Raw genomic sequence first — 15,374 nt, 5'->3', positions numbered from 1 at the left:
TCAATGATTTGATTGTGGTGCTGTTTTTAGTGCTTTGTAGCTAACAAATCGTTTTTCTGTTGAATCCCATAGACGAAACTTTAACGATTGAAGACTAGTCATTAATGTCACAGTAGGAATATTTTTTAATTGTTCCGTGCCATTATGTGCTTCTGCAAGCTTATAATTTGGAATTCGAGGGCTAAGGTGATGCACATGATGGTAGCCAATATTACCGGTCAACCACTGAAGTAAAGGAGGAAGCTTATAATAAGAGCTACCTTCTACTGCTGCTTTCACATAATCCCAATTTTCATCTTCCTCGAAATACGTATCTTCAAACGTATGCTGGACATAAAATAACCAGATACCAAGCATGCCAGACAAAAAGAAAATAGGTCCTTGTATTAAAACAAATGCCTGCCAACCTACAATCCAGCATGTGAAAAGAGCAAACGCAACAATTAAACCGTTAATTGTGTAAGTGTTCATTCGTTCCTTTAAAGGTGCTCCTTTGCGGTTAAAACGATTCTTGATCAAGAAAAGATAGATTGGGCCTAAGCCGAACATGACAATTGGATTTCTATATAGTCGATACATCATCTTCTCACGAGAAGAAGCTGCTTGATATTCTTCAATTGTTAATACCCAAATATCACCTGTTCCACGTTTATCTAAGTTACTGCTTGTTGCATGATGAATCGAGTGGTCACGTTTCCACTGAAGATATGGAAATAAAGTAATCACACCTGTTATCGTTCCAAGGATATTGTTGACCTTCTTACTCTTGAAGAAAGATCCGTGGCAGCAATCATGAAAGATAATAAAGATTCTAATAAGAAAGCCTGATGCAACAATAACGAGTGGCAATGACAACCAATAAGAAACGTCCATTAAAAGATAAGCACCTATCCATAGAGCAATAAATGGGATAAATGTATTAAGAAGTTGAGTAATACTATGTTTATTTTCACCCTTGGCATATTGTAAAACCTGTTGTGTTAATTTTTTAGTTTTTTGAGTGTGATCAGAATTAGTCATACTACATTCTCCTCCGCTGCTTGCTTATAAACTAACTATAAATCAGCTTCGGCTTTACCGTAAGTAGTAACCATCATGTAGTGAGTATGACAGATGTCATACTCTAGACTTCCATCACTTGTAAATCTTCATCCGAAGTCTTCTTAATCTGCTCATCTATAGAAGTTCTATTCGTAGTTTTACTCAATCTACAGGACGTCAGAAGAAATAAGATATTCAAACAAAATCAGGGATTAAATCGTTTTTTTCTCCATCCTTCGAGGCCTTCTGACTAACTCACCACCACAATTCGGGCATATTTTTTTCATTTCTTTTGTACAATTCGTGCAAAATGTACATTCATAAACACAAATGTATGCATGCAAATGATCTTTAAGCTTTGCCTCACAACGTTCACACTTTTTCCTCATTTCTAGACCCATTTAAAATCCTCCTATTTTTAGATGTAAAAAAGAACCGCAAAAAAACAGCGATTCATTTTCTAACCTTATTTTTTTATTAGTGAGTAGCCAATAAGATCTAGAGCGACTTTAATACTATGAACGGTTTTAACGCCTAATTTAGAAAGTTGATTTTTATTTGATTCTAACATCGCAAATTGCGGACTAATTCCAGTTATGATGACTTCTATTCCCATGATACGAAGGGCTTGTACGATATCGAATAACATGGTCGGGAACGTCTGGTCTTGGACAGCAAGTTTAGATAAGTCAAACAAAAAGTAATCTACGTGATTTTCTGAACCATAATGTAGCGCCTCGTGCATGATTTTCTCTGCACGCGATGTATCAACTATTCCTTGTAACGTAAGAATCGATACACCTTCAATAATTGGAATGATCGGCACACTTAGATAACTTAAATGATGTCTATTTTGATCTAATTCAAGAATATAAGATAAGATGTCTGCCATAGAATGAAGAAAATCAATATCATCCTGACTGAACTCTTTTTCTTCTTTATCCATGACACAAAGCGTACCAAAAACATTCCCATTCAGATCCTTTAGCGTGACACCTAAGAAACCTTTTACCCCTAACTCAGGTGTTACAGCCAATTCTTTTGTTAAAAGATCTTTATTCAAATCAGCTGTGGTCATAACGTCACCATCATTCATAATGATCAACCGACAGTAGGTTCCTCCGTATTCAACACTATATCCTTCAGGAATAATTTGTTCTTCTTTGTTAAAAGAACTGAGAACCGTCATTTCCGATTCTCCTCTTTGAGTAATATACGTTGTATTCACATTTAATCGGTTACTTATTAATTGAAATAGTTTTTTAGAAACAATCTTTAACGAATATAGCTGTTCTGATGAAAGTTGATTAGTGGGATTCATACAGATTCCCTCCCTTACCTTATGATGTGCTCAATCAAGTATATCATAAAGCAAGTTGCATGCTTTCTTCATAGCTTTTAATTTATTTCCTTCTTATCTATCATGACTAAACCCAAGCCATTCCTCTCTTAACACTCCATATCGAATAGAATCATAATAAGTATCCTGATACAATCGACATTTGCGAAGCCTTGCTTCTAGAGTCATGCCTAGTTTCTCTCCCAGTCTCATCATACGTTTATTACCTGACCACGTAGTAAAACCAACCCTAACTAGTGGAAGGGTATCAAATAAATGAGTAATCCACGCTTTTAGAAAAGGCGTTCCATAGCCTTCATTCCAAAGGGTAGAATCATAGATTATAATACCAGCCTCCAACCAGTTCGAAGGTTGGTGTTCCCAATAAAACGATACCGTGCCAATCAGTTTTTCACCAACAAACATACCGAATAGATCCTCTTGCTTTTCATAATGAGGCCATTTATCTAAAAAAGATTCATAGGATAATGCCTCGTGTGTATAATAAGGAGCATCCCATTTTTTCCATTCTGGATTTGCATCTTTAAATGCTAGCTCCCAAAACACTTTCTTATCTTCCTCTTCTAATGGCCTCATTCTCATTTTTTCATTAAGTGTAATCAATTCCTCAACTCCAAATGACTTATTTTTACAGTCATTCTAACATAATAAGCATAATAAAACGTTGGAGTTCAAGATTTATTTTCCATTTTCCCCAGGAGAGGTGTGATCCTTTCTTTCCTCTTGATCCCGATCTCGGTTCTCAATCGTGTCCTCCTGGGTGTTCGTGTAGCCTTTTCCTTCTTTTTCAGTAGTTTTTTTATGTTCAGGATCGGTATGGTCTTCCCTATCTTCTTGGTCGCGGTCACGATTTTCAATCGTGTCCTCTTGCGCCTCGGTATACCCGTCACGATTATCCTTAGTTGATGGTTTGTCTTTTTTATAATCCTCTTTCATATAATCAGATCTCTGTCCGTGCCAAATCAAATCAAAAATAGCTCTGCCATTTGTCGGTTGACCATCTGGAAGATAAACAGGAATGAGATCAAAGAATACATAATAAAAGATATAGAAAAGAAATGTACTCCAAAACATGTTGCTCTCGAGTATATCCGTAGCTAACAGAGAATTAATAAGTAATCCAACAACCAAAGGGCTAATAATTGGTGAAGCATAAATTAAGCCGTGCCAGAACCGATTAGATGGATTTAATTCTTCATATTCCATCCAACTATACATAAAAAAATACCGTCTAACCTCAATAGTGGGCAAAGTAAAAAGAATGGGACCACTACCTACAATTAGCTTTTTCTCCTTCGCCCCTAGAATCGTAACCGCAAAATAATAGCCTGACTCCCGTATAATGGTCGTTATAGGTAAGATTATTAATGCCGAAACAATCAAGCGAAATAAATCATATAAACCAAACATATAAACCTCTCAAATCTAATGTATTGAGTACCGATTATCATATTCCGGATAACACTTACTACATTTCTTATAGTTTTTTTCTTTAATGAGTTTCAACACATAATTCTCATCGTGTGTACTTTCTCTGCTTTCAAGAGCTGTTGTATGATACTTACATGCGTCTCTAACAAAGGAGGATCGGTGTATTAGTTGCTGAGTATTATCAATTAGAAATTTCATCGTGTATCTCCCCTTATCTTGTGATACTAAACAAAAAAAAGCCGAAAAGGAGATTAATCCCTTCCGGCTTACGTTCAGCTCTATTTGTCTGACCCGTTACTACCATGGCTTTTATTTGGTTGTAGTATAAATGTGATGTAGCTTTTATCTTCTTTAAAATCCCAATCAACAAAGATATCCATTATCTCTGAATTGAGAATATCATTAAAGTCTCCTGTTTCAAGTAGACTTTTCTCTAAATGTCTTTTGGTCAGCTTTAACTGCTCTTCAAAGCCTGAGCGGATCAGCTCTTTTTCAATTCTAACAAGAATACCTGTTCTTTTGACAATCAACGTTCGCTCATTCAAAAAGCAAGAGTTGACTGTTTCAGGTATTTTCTCGGCTTGTTTACTAACTTGAGCGACTTCATTATGAATCGCTTCTTTTTGTGGATAATCCTCAAGTACTTCTCCAGATTCCAGCCCATCCTCATGCATGACTCCAATAATAATGCCAGAGCGATTATGCAGAGACCAATCATAATATAACTCATCAATGGATACTCCAAGACTTGCCTTTAATGTAGCTTTTACTTCAGGAATAAGCTCAGTCATTAATAAATCTCTTATTTCCTCAACCTTCAAATGTTTCTGTTGAGACATTAACACCCGTTCCATTGGTGCAAGAAATTCTCGCAAATGCATAGTAATAAACGGCTTCTTAATTGAAACATATACCGATGATGGTCCCTTACCAAAGTTATCCCTTAGTAATTTACCTATGTAACTGGCGATTTCTGTTTGTACTGATTTTTCCATTGTTCTATTCCTTCTGTGGAGACAAGAACATTATTTTTCTCGTCCACTTTTAGTATACTAGCCATACTTGCATATGAAAAGGCATGCGTCTTTCTTATACCCTACTCTCTCTCTTAAAATCTATTAATACCCCCTTTCCATCAGCTTATTCCTCTTTTTCATTTTTTTTAATTTCAACCAAGAAAAACCTTGAGGTACATTCCGCTACCCTAAGGTTTAAACATGTAGTAACTTTATTTCCTTGGAAACCCATTAAAGATCTCACCAAATTTCATATTATAAATATCGTTAACCACCGTATTAACTTTTCCCCCATCAGATAAATGTCCCTCTAATACAATCTCAACACGTTGATTATTATCTACTAATACAGCTTGAACAACCAATGCATCCAACAGGATTCCCGTAATCACTGCAATTTGTTGAGGGGACAAGCTGTATTTTGAAAACATACCGTCATAATGACTTCCATCCTTACCCATGCACTGATTCCCTCCTATTATGTCGAAATGATCTCAGCACTACCCAATGTTGAATCTGAACGAGCTGCCCCCACACTAAATAAGATGAAAATAATCACAACAATAAAAAATAAAGCGCCTGACTTGAAGGAACTTTCCATAAATACTCCTCCCACTTTATATAGCCTTATGTACCATATGATGAGGAGAATATTTAGTGACACATAACCATAAAAAAGAAATAATCCAATTTGCTCCCCTTACCATCATTCTTTTATTCCTAGATAAATTTGCAGTTTGACAGTTTATCTCACAGGGAAATTAGGTAAGTAACAACATTTAGGAGGAGATCACTTGACCGCAATGAAGAAAAGGCAACAACTAAGAGACAAATTAGTAGAGGATTTGTACCACTATTACTTTGAACACTCTGGTTCTCCACTCAAAACAGTGGTTACAGAAACGGAAACAGAAGAAGAACTTGCTTACCGTTACCTTGAAGATAAGGGTTATCTTTTAACCGAGAGACAAGGTCGAGATAATTTGTATATTGAGTTAACAACCAAAGGAATCGATTACGTTGAAAGTTTGGCTCGTAATTAGTAGAGCTCTTCTTAAAACTCACTCATAAAAGGGCTAAGACATAGTCATACTAATGACATGAAACGACGAACAATTTGAATAGTGTATAGCTAAAGATGAGATTCGCTCATTTTGTCAGTAACTCAATTCCCTTACAATTGAGCTAAAACCAGCGTAGGACATACATGTAGACTCCTATGGGAGTAAAGGCTAGGGTGAGACTTCGCAGTGCGTAAGCACAAGGAGGCTCACCAGCCTCCCATGGAAAGCGGAGTGTATGTCCGGAGCGGTAGCCTCACTCTCTTATTTTTAGTTGACAAAAACCCGAACCATTATGCGAGTTAAACCGCAAAATGGTTCGGGTTTTTAGATAGCTAAAACAGTTCTGTTCCAGCCCCTTAAATCTTATTTTAATTGATCTCGTATTTCTGAAATCATCTCATAGGCGCCTTCTGATACATTAGAGCAAACGACTACTTTGAGCGATGTTTTAGGATAGAATACTGCTCTGAAATTCACACCAGGATCATACCCCATTAGTATCTGCCTGGTTATCCCTTCTGAATTTGTCTCAATATAATGACCATATCCATAGAAGAAATGATCTTCAATCTCAACCTGAGGCTTTAGAAACAGATTGGTTAACTCCTCATCCAACAGTTTGTAACTGATGATTCCTTCCCAGAACCTTATCATGTCCTCTACCGTGACATATACTCCACCATCTGAAGCACTTTTGGCTGGAAGGGAATACACATTCGTCCGGTAGCCACCGTCAGGCTTTTCAATGTAACCAAGAGCCGTTCGCTCTGGTAACGCATCCATCTCAAAATACCCGGAGTCAGCCATATCTAGCTTTTGAAAGATATATGTCTCTACAAAGTCGCTAAATAACATGCCACTTACCTTTTCAACAATAAGGCCTAACACAATATAACCAGCATTATTGTAATGAAATGTGGCGCCTGGCGCTGCTTTCATCTGTTCATTCTGAAAAAGTGGCAAAAAGTCACTCAAGTCTCTAATCAGATACATTGGGTGTTTTACCCAGAGCTCTTCAAAATCGTCCATCACATCTTCATCGAAATAATCTGGAATTCCAGAAGTATGCGTGAGCAGATGATGAATGGTCATTGTTTTATCAAAATGAGGAAACTCTTTATCTAGGTACTCGCTTAACCTTGAATCAACTGACAGCTTTCCCTGCTCTACAAGCTTAAAAATGGCAGCTGCTGTAATAGGTTTAGAACCAGATGCGATACCATATCTTGTATCTAGTTGATTTTCAAGCTTCTCCGAACGGTTTGCGAACCCGTAGCTTTTTGTAAAAACCTCATCACCTAGCTTTGCATAGACTGTCCCTGAAAATTGAATATCTTTTTGAACTTTATCTACTTTTGCTTCAATCCCTCTTATCTTCATATACATTCTCCTTAATTTATCTTTTTTGAGCGGTTGTCGTTACAGACTGATCAAAAAAGATAACTCAATAAAGCGTTCACATTTGATGGATTCTCAACATATAGCAACCCTCCCTCTCTCCTTAAGTATATCATTATGGAAAATATAGGTTAAGCATGACTATCAATTAATTTAATTGTCTGACAGACTAATAGCATGTCTTCTTTGTACTGCATACCCACTTCTCGTAGCTTCTCAGTGAAATAGCGTTTGTGTATGGTGTACCAGTTCTCATACGAACCATCACCTTCCGCTATGGCAAACGCTTCATCAACCTCATTCAATGGCTTTATTTCAACTTTTGTTATTTGAGTAATGGCAACTGGCTCATCCTTTTTATTAAGAATGATGCTGTAATCTCCTACAGTAGGGATTTGTACTTTCTCTATTTCATATAGTTGATAACCATAGCATGTAGCTGTTTTCGTACCATTTATGACCAATCCGGCGAGATAGTCCGGTTCATCACCAAATTGTCCAGCACTTACTGAGTCTGGGGGTTGCTCTTCTCCCCAGTACTCAAGCCAATAGTTCCATGCTGCTTCATTCATATCGCGCACCTCTTATCCTACTTATGTTTTTCTAACTAATTGTTTCAGACAAATAAGCTGATCAAGTTTCCATCAGGATCCTTCACAATCGCATAACGCTGACCCCAGAAAGCATCCCATGGCTCCTTATGACTTTCATAACCCTTCTCAATTATTTGATTGTACAGCTTATTTAGTTCCTCATTGCTTTCGCATAGAAAAGCTAATTCAATTCGATGTCCAGTCGGTTCATCCCATGATCCATACACTGATTTAGCGATATCTACTGTGTCAAAACCTAATCTGAATCCATCTTGATTTATCTCAGCATGTGGTTCATTGTTTGAGCTTTCAGGGATACTAAATCCGAGTGAACGATAAAAATCTAATGAAGCTTTCATATCTTTTACGACGATACCAACCATATCTAATTTCACTTTCATATGAACCAACTCCTCGTTATTGTTTTCTTTCATCTTACTATAAGTAGTATTTATGTAGGTAGTATCTTCATTAAAGAATCCACCCAGCTCATTGATGCGGGGTGGATTCTTATTATCACTTTAGAAAATAATTCCGTACCTCTTGCCAATTGTTCACTCTGACTTGTCCAGTCTCATGAATATTGTGAGGCGCTGTGTAGAGAACGCCTTGTCCCTGAAAGGTTTTAAAGTGGCGAGAATTATCATCAATTAAATAATCCGCTCTGATAATGCTCTTATTTCCGCAGAAGACAAGATTCATATCACTTAAGAAAGGAAAATGTTCCTTCAACCATTCATACTTTGCTGTAAATGAAGTTGGATATTCCATAGCTGCTGTTGTGATAAATACTTCATATGAACTCGTTAGCTCTTCTATCACCTCTTGGCAGTCCTTCATGACTTCAAGATCCCGGAAAAAAGTTGGTTCTTTTATGTAGCCTTTTATGATGTCCTCTTTATCAGGTCTAAGTGATTCCAACGTACAGCCATGCAGTTCCTGAACCGTAATGTTCTCATTGTATTGCTGGTTATACAGAGACAAATGTTTAGGGATAAAGTCAGCCATCACCTCATCCATATCAATCGCAATTCGTTTTTTCATTTTCTCACTTCCTCTATTATAACTTCATTAGTCACCAGTTTGATTATGTTAATGTACCCTCTAACGTTAAAAGTATAAGAACGAGTATGATTAGAATGACACAAGAAAAGGCTCATCTTTGTTTGCGAGACAGTGCTCGATCCGAGCTCTGAAGTTACCCCACGTCACCATATCAAGTGCTTGATCAATAGGAAAGAAACCAACCTCTTCGCTTTCTATTGATGTTCGACACTCGCCTCCAATAGGTTTCCCCAAAAATAAACTATTACAAATGCCCTTCTCTACATTTTGAAAGATCCCGCAGAACCTTGTTATTTCTACGATGATTCCACTTTCTTCTTCTGTTTCTCGAATCGCTGCGTCCGTTAATGATTCACCTTCCTCCACCTGACCACCTGGCATCTCCCACCCTCTTCTTGGACCTTTTATAAGGAGCATTTCATCCTTCTCATTTAACACAACCGTCGCTGCCGATATAATGTGTTTTGGACCATGCATACGTATCACGCCCTCTGTTTAGGATATAGGAACTGAAGAATGTCTTGCCATCTCTTTAGTAAGACCAAAGAATCCAACTAGGATGTTTGGCCTTACTGCGAGAGACAACATGTGTCTAAGAACTACGACATCGTTATTTCCATTGCTTAAAAAAACCTTTCATTTTCCGTACAAGTTGTTGCCATTGTTCTCGTATGGTCGTCTCGTCTTCTCGCTTTTTGAGCTCCTGATACGTAGCAAAACCGATTAGAATTGCTCCACCTGCCATAAGGTAGACCCACCATGGAATACTGAACCAGAACACTCTCGTGGCATAGAGTGTATTCACCAAGAGAGCCACGACACCAGTTATGAAGTATGCGGCGTACTTCAAATAGAAACCAGCTAAGATCGCTATAACAGCCAATATACTTAAGGTTAAACTACCATATAACGTTTGATTAGCTAGCGTAGACAGGCTCATCACAACAAAACTGCCAACGACAACAACCATTTCACTTGGTGGTCTCCATGACTCTTCTTTAGCTACCACTCGTAGTAAAAGACTAACAAGAATCATAAATGGCACTGCATAGAGGAAAACAACATATTCATCTGCAATAGGTAGAAGGGAGAGCAGAAGGGAATATGGATAATAAAATCCCGCGATCAAGGTTACAGCTTTCACATACCGGACATTTCGGCTCTGCTCCTTGATGAATAAGAGAACTAGATAGGCCAGAAGTACAGTTGCCAATGTCAATTCTAATTCTGTTGCAATGATCGTATCGAGTCGTAACTGCATACTAGCTAAAACAACAAGGATCGTACTGATAATCTGATAACTGTTTACTCTTTTATTTTGGATTAAGGACCAGCCCATATAGTGGACCCCTGCAGCTTTCCCTGCAAATGCCAAAATCAATAATAGAATAACAATAGTGAGTGTCTCTAGATGGCTTAGAAGCACCACCATCGAAACAAGGACATATGGAATGGCCGAATAATCGACTCTCTTCCACTTCTCTTCAATATAATATATGGTTGCCACGGAAATGAGGAGAACCACGCCTACTTTCCACAGTCCGTAGCTAGTTGACTCAACAAGCATAATGGCGATCGGATAAATGTTCAGAATACCTAACCCTACTAGTACTCCATTTTTATTGTATGAGAGTGGTTTCCACAGCATACACAGAAGGATTAACGCCCCAGTTAAAAGTAAGCTGTCTGCTCCTGTGACAATAGGTAGTTCATTAAACCATATCAGATTGTGAAGCAATAAGTAGAGAACCGCCACTATACTTTGCCCTATGCGCCAGCCTCTGTTTCTCGATGAGATCACTTCTACAAGCAAGAAAGCGAACGGTACAAGAAGTCCATGAATGGAAAGATCATTAACATCACTTATAGCTACATAAGCAAGACCAACAAGTAAAAGCAGAGCCTGACCGCTTGTATAGAAGAGCAAACTACCATAAGTAGTTCTTGATCTTACTCCTCTGCCAATCCAGGTAAACACACCTCCAGAAGCTAACAGGACGGACCAAAAACCAAAAGATGACTCTGCAAATGAATAATGTAGGAGACTCATGTATGCGGCAATACTAAATACAATGACTCCCCAATAGAACTCTTCTTTTTTGAAAACAATAATCGTTGCCATTAAAAAATACATAGTTAGTACAACGGCATAGATCGTTAGCAGGTAAGCATAGGTAGTAGCCATCAATGGATACTCAAAGAGAACGTGAAAGAACATGATGATGAACAATAAACCGCCTGCTATAAATGAACGTTCTGCTGTCTTTTTTCCGTGAAGTCGTTTGTATAGAAAATAAAATGCACTTACTAAAACAGCCCCAATTAGATAATGATTGGCTGTCTCTATAGTAGGTCGTACAAGCGAGTTGGACCAGATGGCAGAGTGAGAGGTAATCACTGCAAAAAACAAGGAACCTACACCAACCATTTCTGTGCAACTCTTAACCTTTGCCTGCTCAAATCTTGAAAATAGTGACGCTAAGACCGTAATCACTAGTAATAAACCTGTTAGAAGACCCCATTCCTCACTTAAAGACAGTTGCAATGCAAGTAACAGAAGCGCAATAGACGTAGCGAGCTTTAATGGATGACGAATGAGTTTTATATTAATCTTCTGTACGAATATCATTCCAGTGTAACTAGCAATAAGGACGATAGCCATTAGAATAGAACGAACTATCAATGATTCCATATAGAACGTGAGTAGTAACCAAATCGTATAAGCACTAAGTAAATAACCAAAGAATAGACTCACCCTGCTCCTTGCAAACCAACTACATCTCATGAATAAGGCAGTGGCACCAATGAGAGTTAGAGCGTATAGATTTAATGAAGATTCATCTATCAATAACATCAACTGACCAACCAAATGAGTCATAACAACCGTTATCAGAAAAATAATTTTTATTGGTACATACAAAATCTTGTCACGACCATTTTTCTTTTCGATCTCATATGCAGCCAAAAGGATGGCAGGAAGGATGAGCAACGTCAGGGCATAATACGATGAATACATGTATTGATTTGATGAGATTAAGCCATTTAATCCTATGCTAAATCCTAATACTCCAGGAACGGATAATCCATTATATGCGCTGTGTCTTACTGCGATTAGGTAATACAGCATACCTATGAATGTTACATTTAAGAAGTCACCCTGTGCCCAACCAAAGAAAGCAAATTGGATGAAAGACACAAGAATAAGTTGGGACAACACAAACCAAGGCAGCAACAACCTATACGCCTGTAAATATTGACTATTCATGCCTTTATTCCAAAGAATAAGCTGAACGAATACGAGCCCAGAAAGCGTCAAAATATACATGTCAACCGTTGCTGTTACATAGCCTGCTGCATACAGAGAACTAGCCCCTGTAGCCACTAGCGTTACAATTTGAAAAACAAGATGGGTTTCCATACGATGCAGAAATGCATATAACGCTGCACAAAGTAATGAGGCAATTGCTGCAAAGAGCATGCTCCCCTCTCCACCAATAGATAAATAAGGACCTAACACTCCATAATAACTAATAGAGAAAAAGACAATTGGAACAAAGAAAGCAAACAACATCAAAAAGGCAAACATCGTCTGGCGAATCTTCAATTTGTTCGCTAGATAACTCATTCCAGCAAAAACAATGGCTATTCCACTAATAAGAAAAACTTTCGTTGTATCCGCAAGCACCAACCAGTTAGTTAATGCAAGTAAAACTCCCCCAAGCAAGAGCAATGCCACACCCGATGTAAGGATATAGGTTAATCGCCTTTGGCGATTCTCTTCAGGAGAACGCTGCTTCTTCACGATTTCTGGGACAGTTGGAGATGGCGCAGACGCCGACTCTTGCTCAATCGCTTCTGGAGTTGAGTTGTTCAGTTTGATTGATTCTTCTTGAGGGTCCGCTTTTTCTTCTAATTGTGCGAGCCTCTCTTCTTCTTTTATAGCAAAAAGCTTTGCATCAAAGCCTCTTTTCACTTCTTTATACGTTGACAATGGAATTAAATCTTCTTGAGCTAATAGCTTTACCTCATCCATTGCAGAATCAATACGACTAAGCTGCTCCTTTTGTTTTTGCTCCAAGTCAATCACTCCCTCGTGATTCCTAATACTTACCATGTAGTTTATATCTTTTTTTAGTACCAGGTCTTTATTTTCAGAATATTTACATACTATTCTACATTTTCAAAAGTTAGAAAGAGAAATGATTTTCCTAGTATATGTACCTAAAGATGAGAAATAGTCCGCACAAATCATAGACCTTCCTAATAAAAATTTAGACTTACCTGAACAAAAGATAAATTAGTACGTGAGATTCTTGTTTGAATTTTCTATCTAATGACATCAGAATTGAATGTCATCGATGGACTCCCATTTATAAATAATGACATCAACATCCTCGCCCTTCACACTCATTTGCTCTTCTAAATGTAGCTTTGCACCAAGTAATTCATAGAAATGTGTAGCTTGATTATCAGCTATCACTTCAACGTAAAGGGATGTGCAACCATGCTCGCTCAGCTTAGTGACTAGTTCCTTCATTAACTTTTTGCCAATACCGTGCCTTTGATATTCCTCTAGAATATATAGAGAGGTTAAATCTCCTGACTCCGAGTCTTTATTTGTTTCTCGCTTTGAACCGGAGGCAAATCCTACGACTTGACCTTCTTTCGTCTCAGCAATATATATAGGATCTCCCTCTGCTGCAATATTATCTTTCCATAAAGAAGTTCGACTCTCATAGGAAAGCTTATCTAAAAACGAATCTGGAAAAATCCCTTTATATGTAGTTCTCCAACTATCCACATGTACTTTAGCAATACCTGGTGCATCACTCAAAACAGCTTTTCTAATTATCATTGGTGATCCTTCCTCCTTACCTTAACTGAACTCGAGTCATCTCTACTTAAAAGCCAAAGGGCAGTGAATCATATTACTGGGCTATTGTATTTTTATCTTATCCTATTAAAGAATGTGGAGCTAGTTAGAGTATTTTAATAAAAAAAGCAGCCCATCAATATGGGCTGCTTTCTCTATCTACCTATGCTTTTACTATAAATGCTGCCTCCGTGCATTCACGAATGTCCTCAACAGTATACTCACCAAGTGTTTCTACTAACACCATGCCTTTATCAGTAAAGTCAAAAACAGCACGGTCTGTGATCAGACGATCTACCACACGTAATCCAGTTAAGGGTAGGCTGCAGTTAGTCCGCACTTTTGTCTCTCCCTGTTTGTTGACATGATCCATAATAACCACAACTTTGTTCGCCCCTTGAACGAGATCCATCGCTCCGCCCATACCTTTGACCATTTTTCCTGGAATCATCCAATTTGCAAGGTCTCCTTGTTCGGATACTTCCATTCCACCTAATATGGCGAGATCAATATGCCCTCCGCGAATCATGGCAAAAGATTCTGCATTATCGAAGAATGAAGCTCCTGATAAGGCAGTTACTGTTTCTTTCCCTGCATTAATTAGGTCTGCATCTTCTTCTCCTTCTACTGGATATGGGCCAATACCGAGTAATCCATTTTCTGATTGTAAGAATATATTCTGATCATCGGGGATCTCGTTTGCAATCAGTGTTGGCATACCAATGCCTAGGTTCACATTCATTCCGTCCTTAATTTCTAAAGCCGCTCGCTTCACAATCGTTTGACGTGACGACATTATTGACCACTCCTTGCATTGATTTGTTTTTCGCTCACCGTTCTGCGTTCAATTCTTTTTTCATAGTTTTTGCCTTCAAAAACGTATTGAACATAAATACTTGGTGTATGGATGTGATCTGGGTTCAATTCTGCAATACCAACCACTTCTTCAACTTCAGCAATTGTTACTTTTCCAGCTGCCGCAGCGAGCGGATTAAAGTTTCGTGCTGTTTTATTGTAGATTAAATTCCCATAAGGGTCTGATTTCCAAGCTTTAACTAGTGCAACATCTCCTTTGATCGCTCTTTCAAGTAAATACGTTTTCCCATCAAATTCTTTCGTTTCTTTTCCCTTAGCAATCTCAGTACCAACTCCAGTTGGTGTGTAGAAACCTGGTATCCCGGCCCCACCTGCACGAATACGCTCTGCTAAAGTTCCTTGAGGGACTAGTTCGACTTCAAGTTCTCCATTCAAATATTGTTGTTCAAACAGCTTATTCTCTCCTACATAGGACGCCATAATTTTAGAAATTTGCTTGTTAGCAAGTAATAAGCCCAACCCCCAGTCATCCACGCCGCAATTATTACTGACAATCGTTAAATCCTTTGTCCCTTTATCAGCTAATGCTAAAATCGCTTTTTCTGGAATTCCACATAATCCAAAGCCTCCAACAATGACTGTATCTCCGTCTTTAATCGTATCAATGATATCTTCCATACGTTCCACTCTTTTTCCACTCATCTCAATTCATCCTCT

At 38.1% G+C, this 15,374-nt stretch carries 18 protein-coding genes; 1 reads left to right on the top strand and 17 read right to left on the bottom strand.

Going from position 1 to position 15,374, the window contains the following annotated elements; genetic code table 11:
* From desA to J2S05_RS17660, 8 genes are all read right to left on the bottom strand, one after another.
* Nucleotides 1–1,020, bottom strand: a complete 1,020-nt coding sequence (gene desA, locus J2S05_RS17695; RefSeq protein ID WP_306985157.1) for a Delta(5) desaturase DesA — start codon at nt 1,018–1,020, stop codon at nt 1–3.
* A 233-nt stretch (nt 1,021–1,253) separates the two neighbouring features.
* Nucleotides 1,254–1,442 (bottom strand): DUF1272 domain-containing protein, encoded by a 189-nt coding sequence (locus tag J2S05_RS17690; RefSeq protein WP_306985155.1) that lies wholly within the window; start codon nt 1,440–1,442, stop codon nt 1,254–1,256.
* A 65-nt stretch (nt 1,443–1,507) separates the two neighbouring features.
* Complete coding sequence (locus tag J2S05_RS17685; RefSeq protein ID WP_306985153.1) at nt 1,508–2,362, bottom strand: STAS domain-containing protein; 855 nt, start codon at nt 2,360–2,362, stop codon at nt 1,508–1,510.
* Between the two features lie 93 nt (nt 2,363–2,455).
* Complete coding sequence (locus J2S05_RS17680) at nt 2,456–3,001, bottom strand: GNAT family N-acetyltransferase (protein ID WP_370873659.1); 546 nt, start codon at nt 2,999–3,001, stop codon at nt 2,456–2,458.
* Nucleotides 3,002–3,079: 78 nt separating this feature from the next.
* Entirely contained in the window at nt 3,080–3,811 is a 732-nt protein-coding gene (locus J2S05_RS17675; protein ID WP_306985149.1) for a hypothetical protein, read from the bottom strand.
* A gap of 299 nt (nt 3,812–4,110) precedes the next feature.
* Nucleotides 4,111–4,827, bottom strand: a complete 717-nt coding sequence (locus J2S05_RS17670) for a Na-translocating system protein MpsC family protein (RefSeq protein WP_306985147.1) — start codon at nt 4,825–4,827, stop codon at nt 4,111–4,113.
* A gap of 233 nt (nt 4,828–5,060) precedes the next feature.
* A complete protein-coding gene (locus J2S05_RS17665; RefSeq protein WP_306985145.1) occupies nt 5,061–5,309 on the bottom strand; it encodes a hypothetical protein in 249 nt (82 codons plus the stop codon).
* Between the two features lie 17 nt (nt 5,310–5,326).
* On the bottom strand, nt 5,327–5,449 hold the full coding sequence (locus J2S05_RS17660) for a hypothetical protein (protein WP_306985143.1): 123 nt from the start codon (nt 5,447–5,449) through the stop codon (nt 5,327–5,329).
* A gap of 193 nt (nt 5,450–5,642) precedes the next feature.
* On the opposite strand from J2S05_RS17660, the gene J2S05_RS17655 reads away from it, so the two are divergent.
* Nucleotides 5,643–5,891: a hypothetical protein gene (locus J2S05_RS17655; protein WP_306985141.1), complete on the top strand. Its 249-nt coding sequence runs from the start codon at nt 5,643–5,645 to the stop codon at nt 5,889–5,891.
* A gap of 384 nt (nt 5,892–6,275) precedes the next feature.
* Here J2S05_RS17655 and J2S05_RS17650 read toward each other — a convergent pair whose 3' ends face one another.
* The 9 genes from J2S05_RS17650 to J2S05_RS17610 form a co-directional block, all read right to left on the bottom strand.
* Entirely contained in the window at nt 6,276–7,292 is a 1,017-nt protein-coding gene (locus tag J2S05_RS17650) for a serine hydrolase domain-containing protein (protein WP_306985138.1), read from the bottom strand.
* A gap of 149 nt (nt 7,293–7,441) precedes the next feature.
* Complete coding sequence (locus J2S05_RS17645) at nt 7,442–7,882, bottom strand: ASCH domain-containing protein (RefSeq protein ID WP_306985136.1); 441 nt, start codon at nt 7,880–7,882, stop codon at nt 7,442–7,444.
* A gap of 44 nt (nt 7,883–7,926) precedes the next feature.
* Entirely contained in the window at nt 7,927–8,304 is a 378-nt protein-coding gene (locus J2S05_RS17640) for a VOC family protein (RefSeq protein WP_306985134.1), read from the bottom strand.
* Nucleotides 8,305–8,419: 115 nt separating this feature from the next.
* Complete coding sequence (locus J2S05_RS17635) at nt 8,420–8,947, bottom strand: 5' nucleotidase, NT5C type (RefSeq protein ID WP_306985131.1); 528 nt, start codon at nt 8,945–8,947, stop codon at nt 8,420–8,422.
* 90 nt (nt 8,948–9,037) lie between these two features.
* Nucleotides 9,038–9,445: an NUDIX hydrolase gene (locus tag J2S05_RS17630; protein WP_306985128.1), complete on the bottom strand. Its 408-nt coding sequence runs from the start codon at nt 9,443–9,445 to the stop codon at nt 9,038–9,040.
* Between the two features lie 133 nt (nt 9,446–9,578).
* Nucleotides 9,579–13,046 carry a hypothetical protein gene (locus J2S05_RS17625; protein ID WP_306985126.1) on the bottom strand — a complete coding sequence of 1,156 codons (3,468 nt, stop codon included), beginning with the start codon at nt 13,044–13,046 and terminating at the stop codon, nt 9,579–9,581.
* 261 nt (nt 13,047–13,307) lie between these two features.
* Nucleotides 13,308–13,823: a GNAT family N-acetyltransferase gene (locus J2S05_RS17620; RefSeq protein ID WP_306985124.1), complete on the bottom strand. Its 516-nt coding sequence runs from the start codon at nt 13,821–13,823 to the stop codon at nt 13,308–13,310.
* A 181-nt stretch (nt 13,824–14,004) separates the two neighbouring features.
* The gene (locus J2S05_RS17615; RefSeq protein WP_370873658.1) at nt 14,005–14,637 is read right to left on the bottom strand and encodes a 3-oxoacid CoA-transferase subunit B; all 633 of its coding nucleotides are present in this window, start codon (nt 14,635–14,637) and stop codon (nt 14,005–14,007) included.
* On the bottom strand, nt 14,637–15,359 hold the full coding sequence (locus tag J2S05_RS17610; RefSeq protein WP_306985122.1) for a CoA transferase subunit A: 723 nt from the start codon (nt 15,357–15,359) through the stop codon (nt 14,637–14,639). The genes J2S05_RS17615 and J2S05_RS17610 overlap by 1 nt, the downstream gene beginning before the upstream one ends.
* Nucleotides 15,360–15,374 lie beyond the last annotated feature (15 nt).

The organism is Alkalicoccobacillus murimartini, assembly GCF_030813245.1.
GTDB classification, from domain to species: domain Bacteria; phylum Bacillota; class Bacilli; order Bacillales; family Bacillaceae_D; genus Alkalicoccobacillus; species Alkalicoccobacillus murimartini.
Note: the sequence above shows the minus strand (reverse complement) of the source record. Positions and strands in the feature narration are given on the sequence as shown.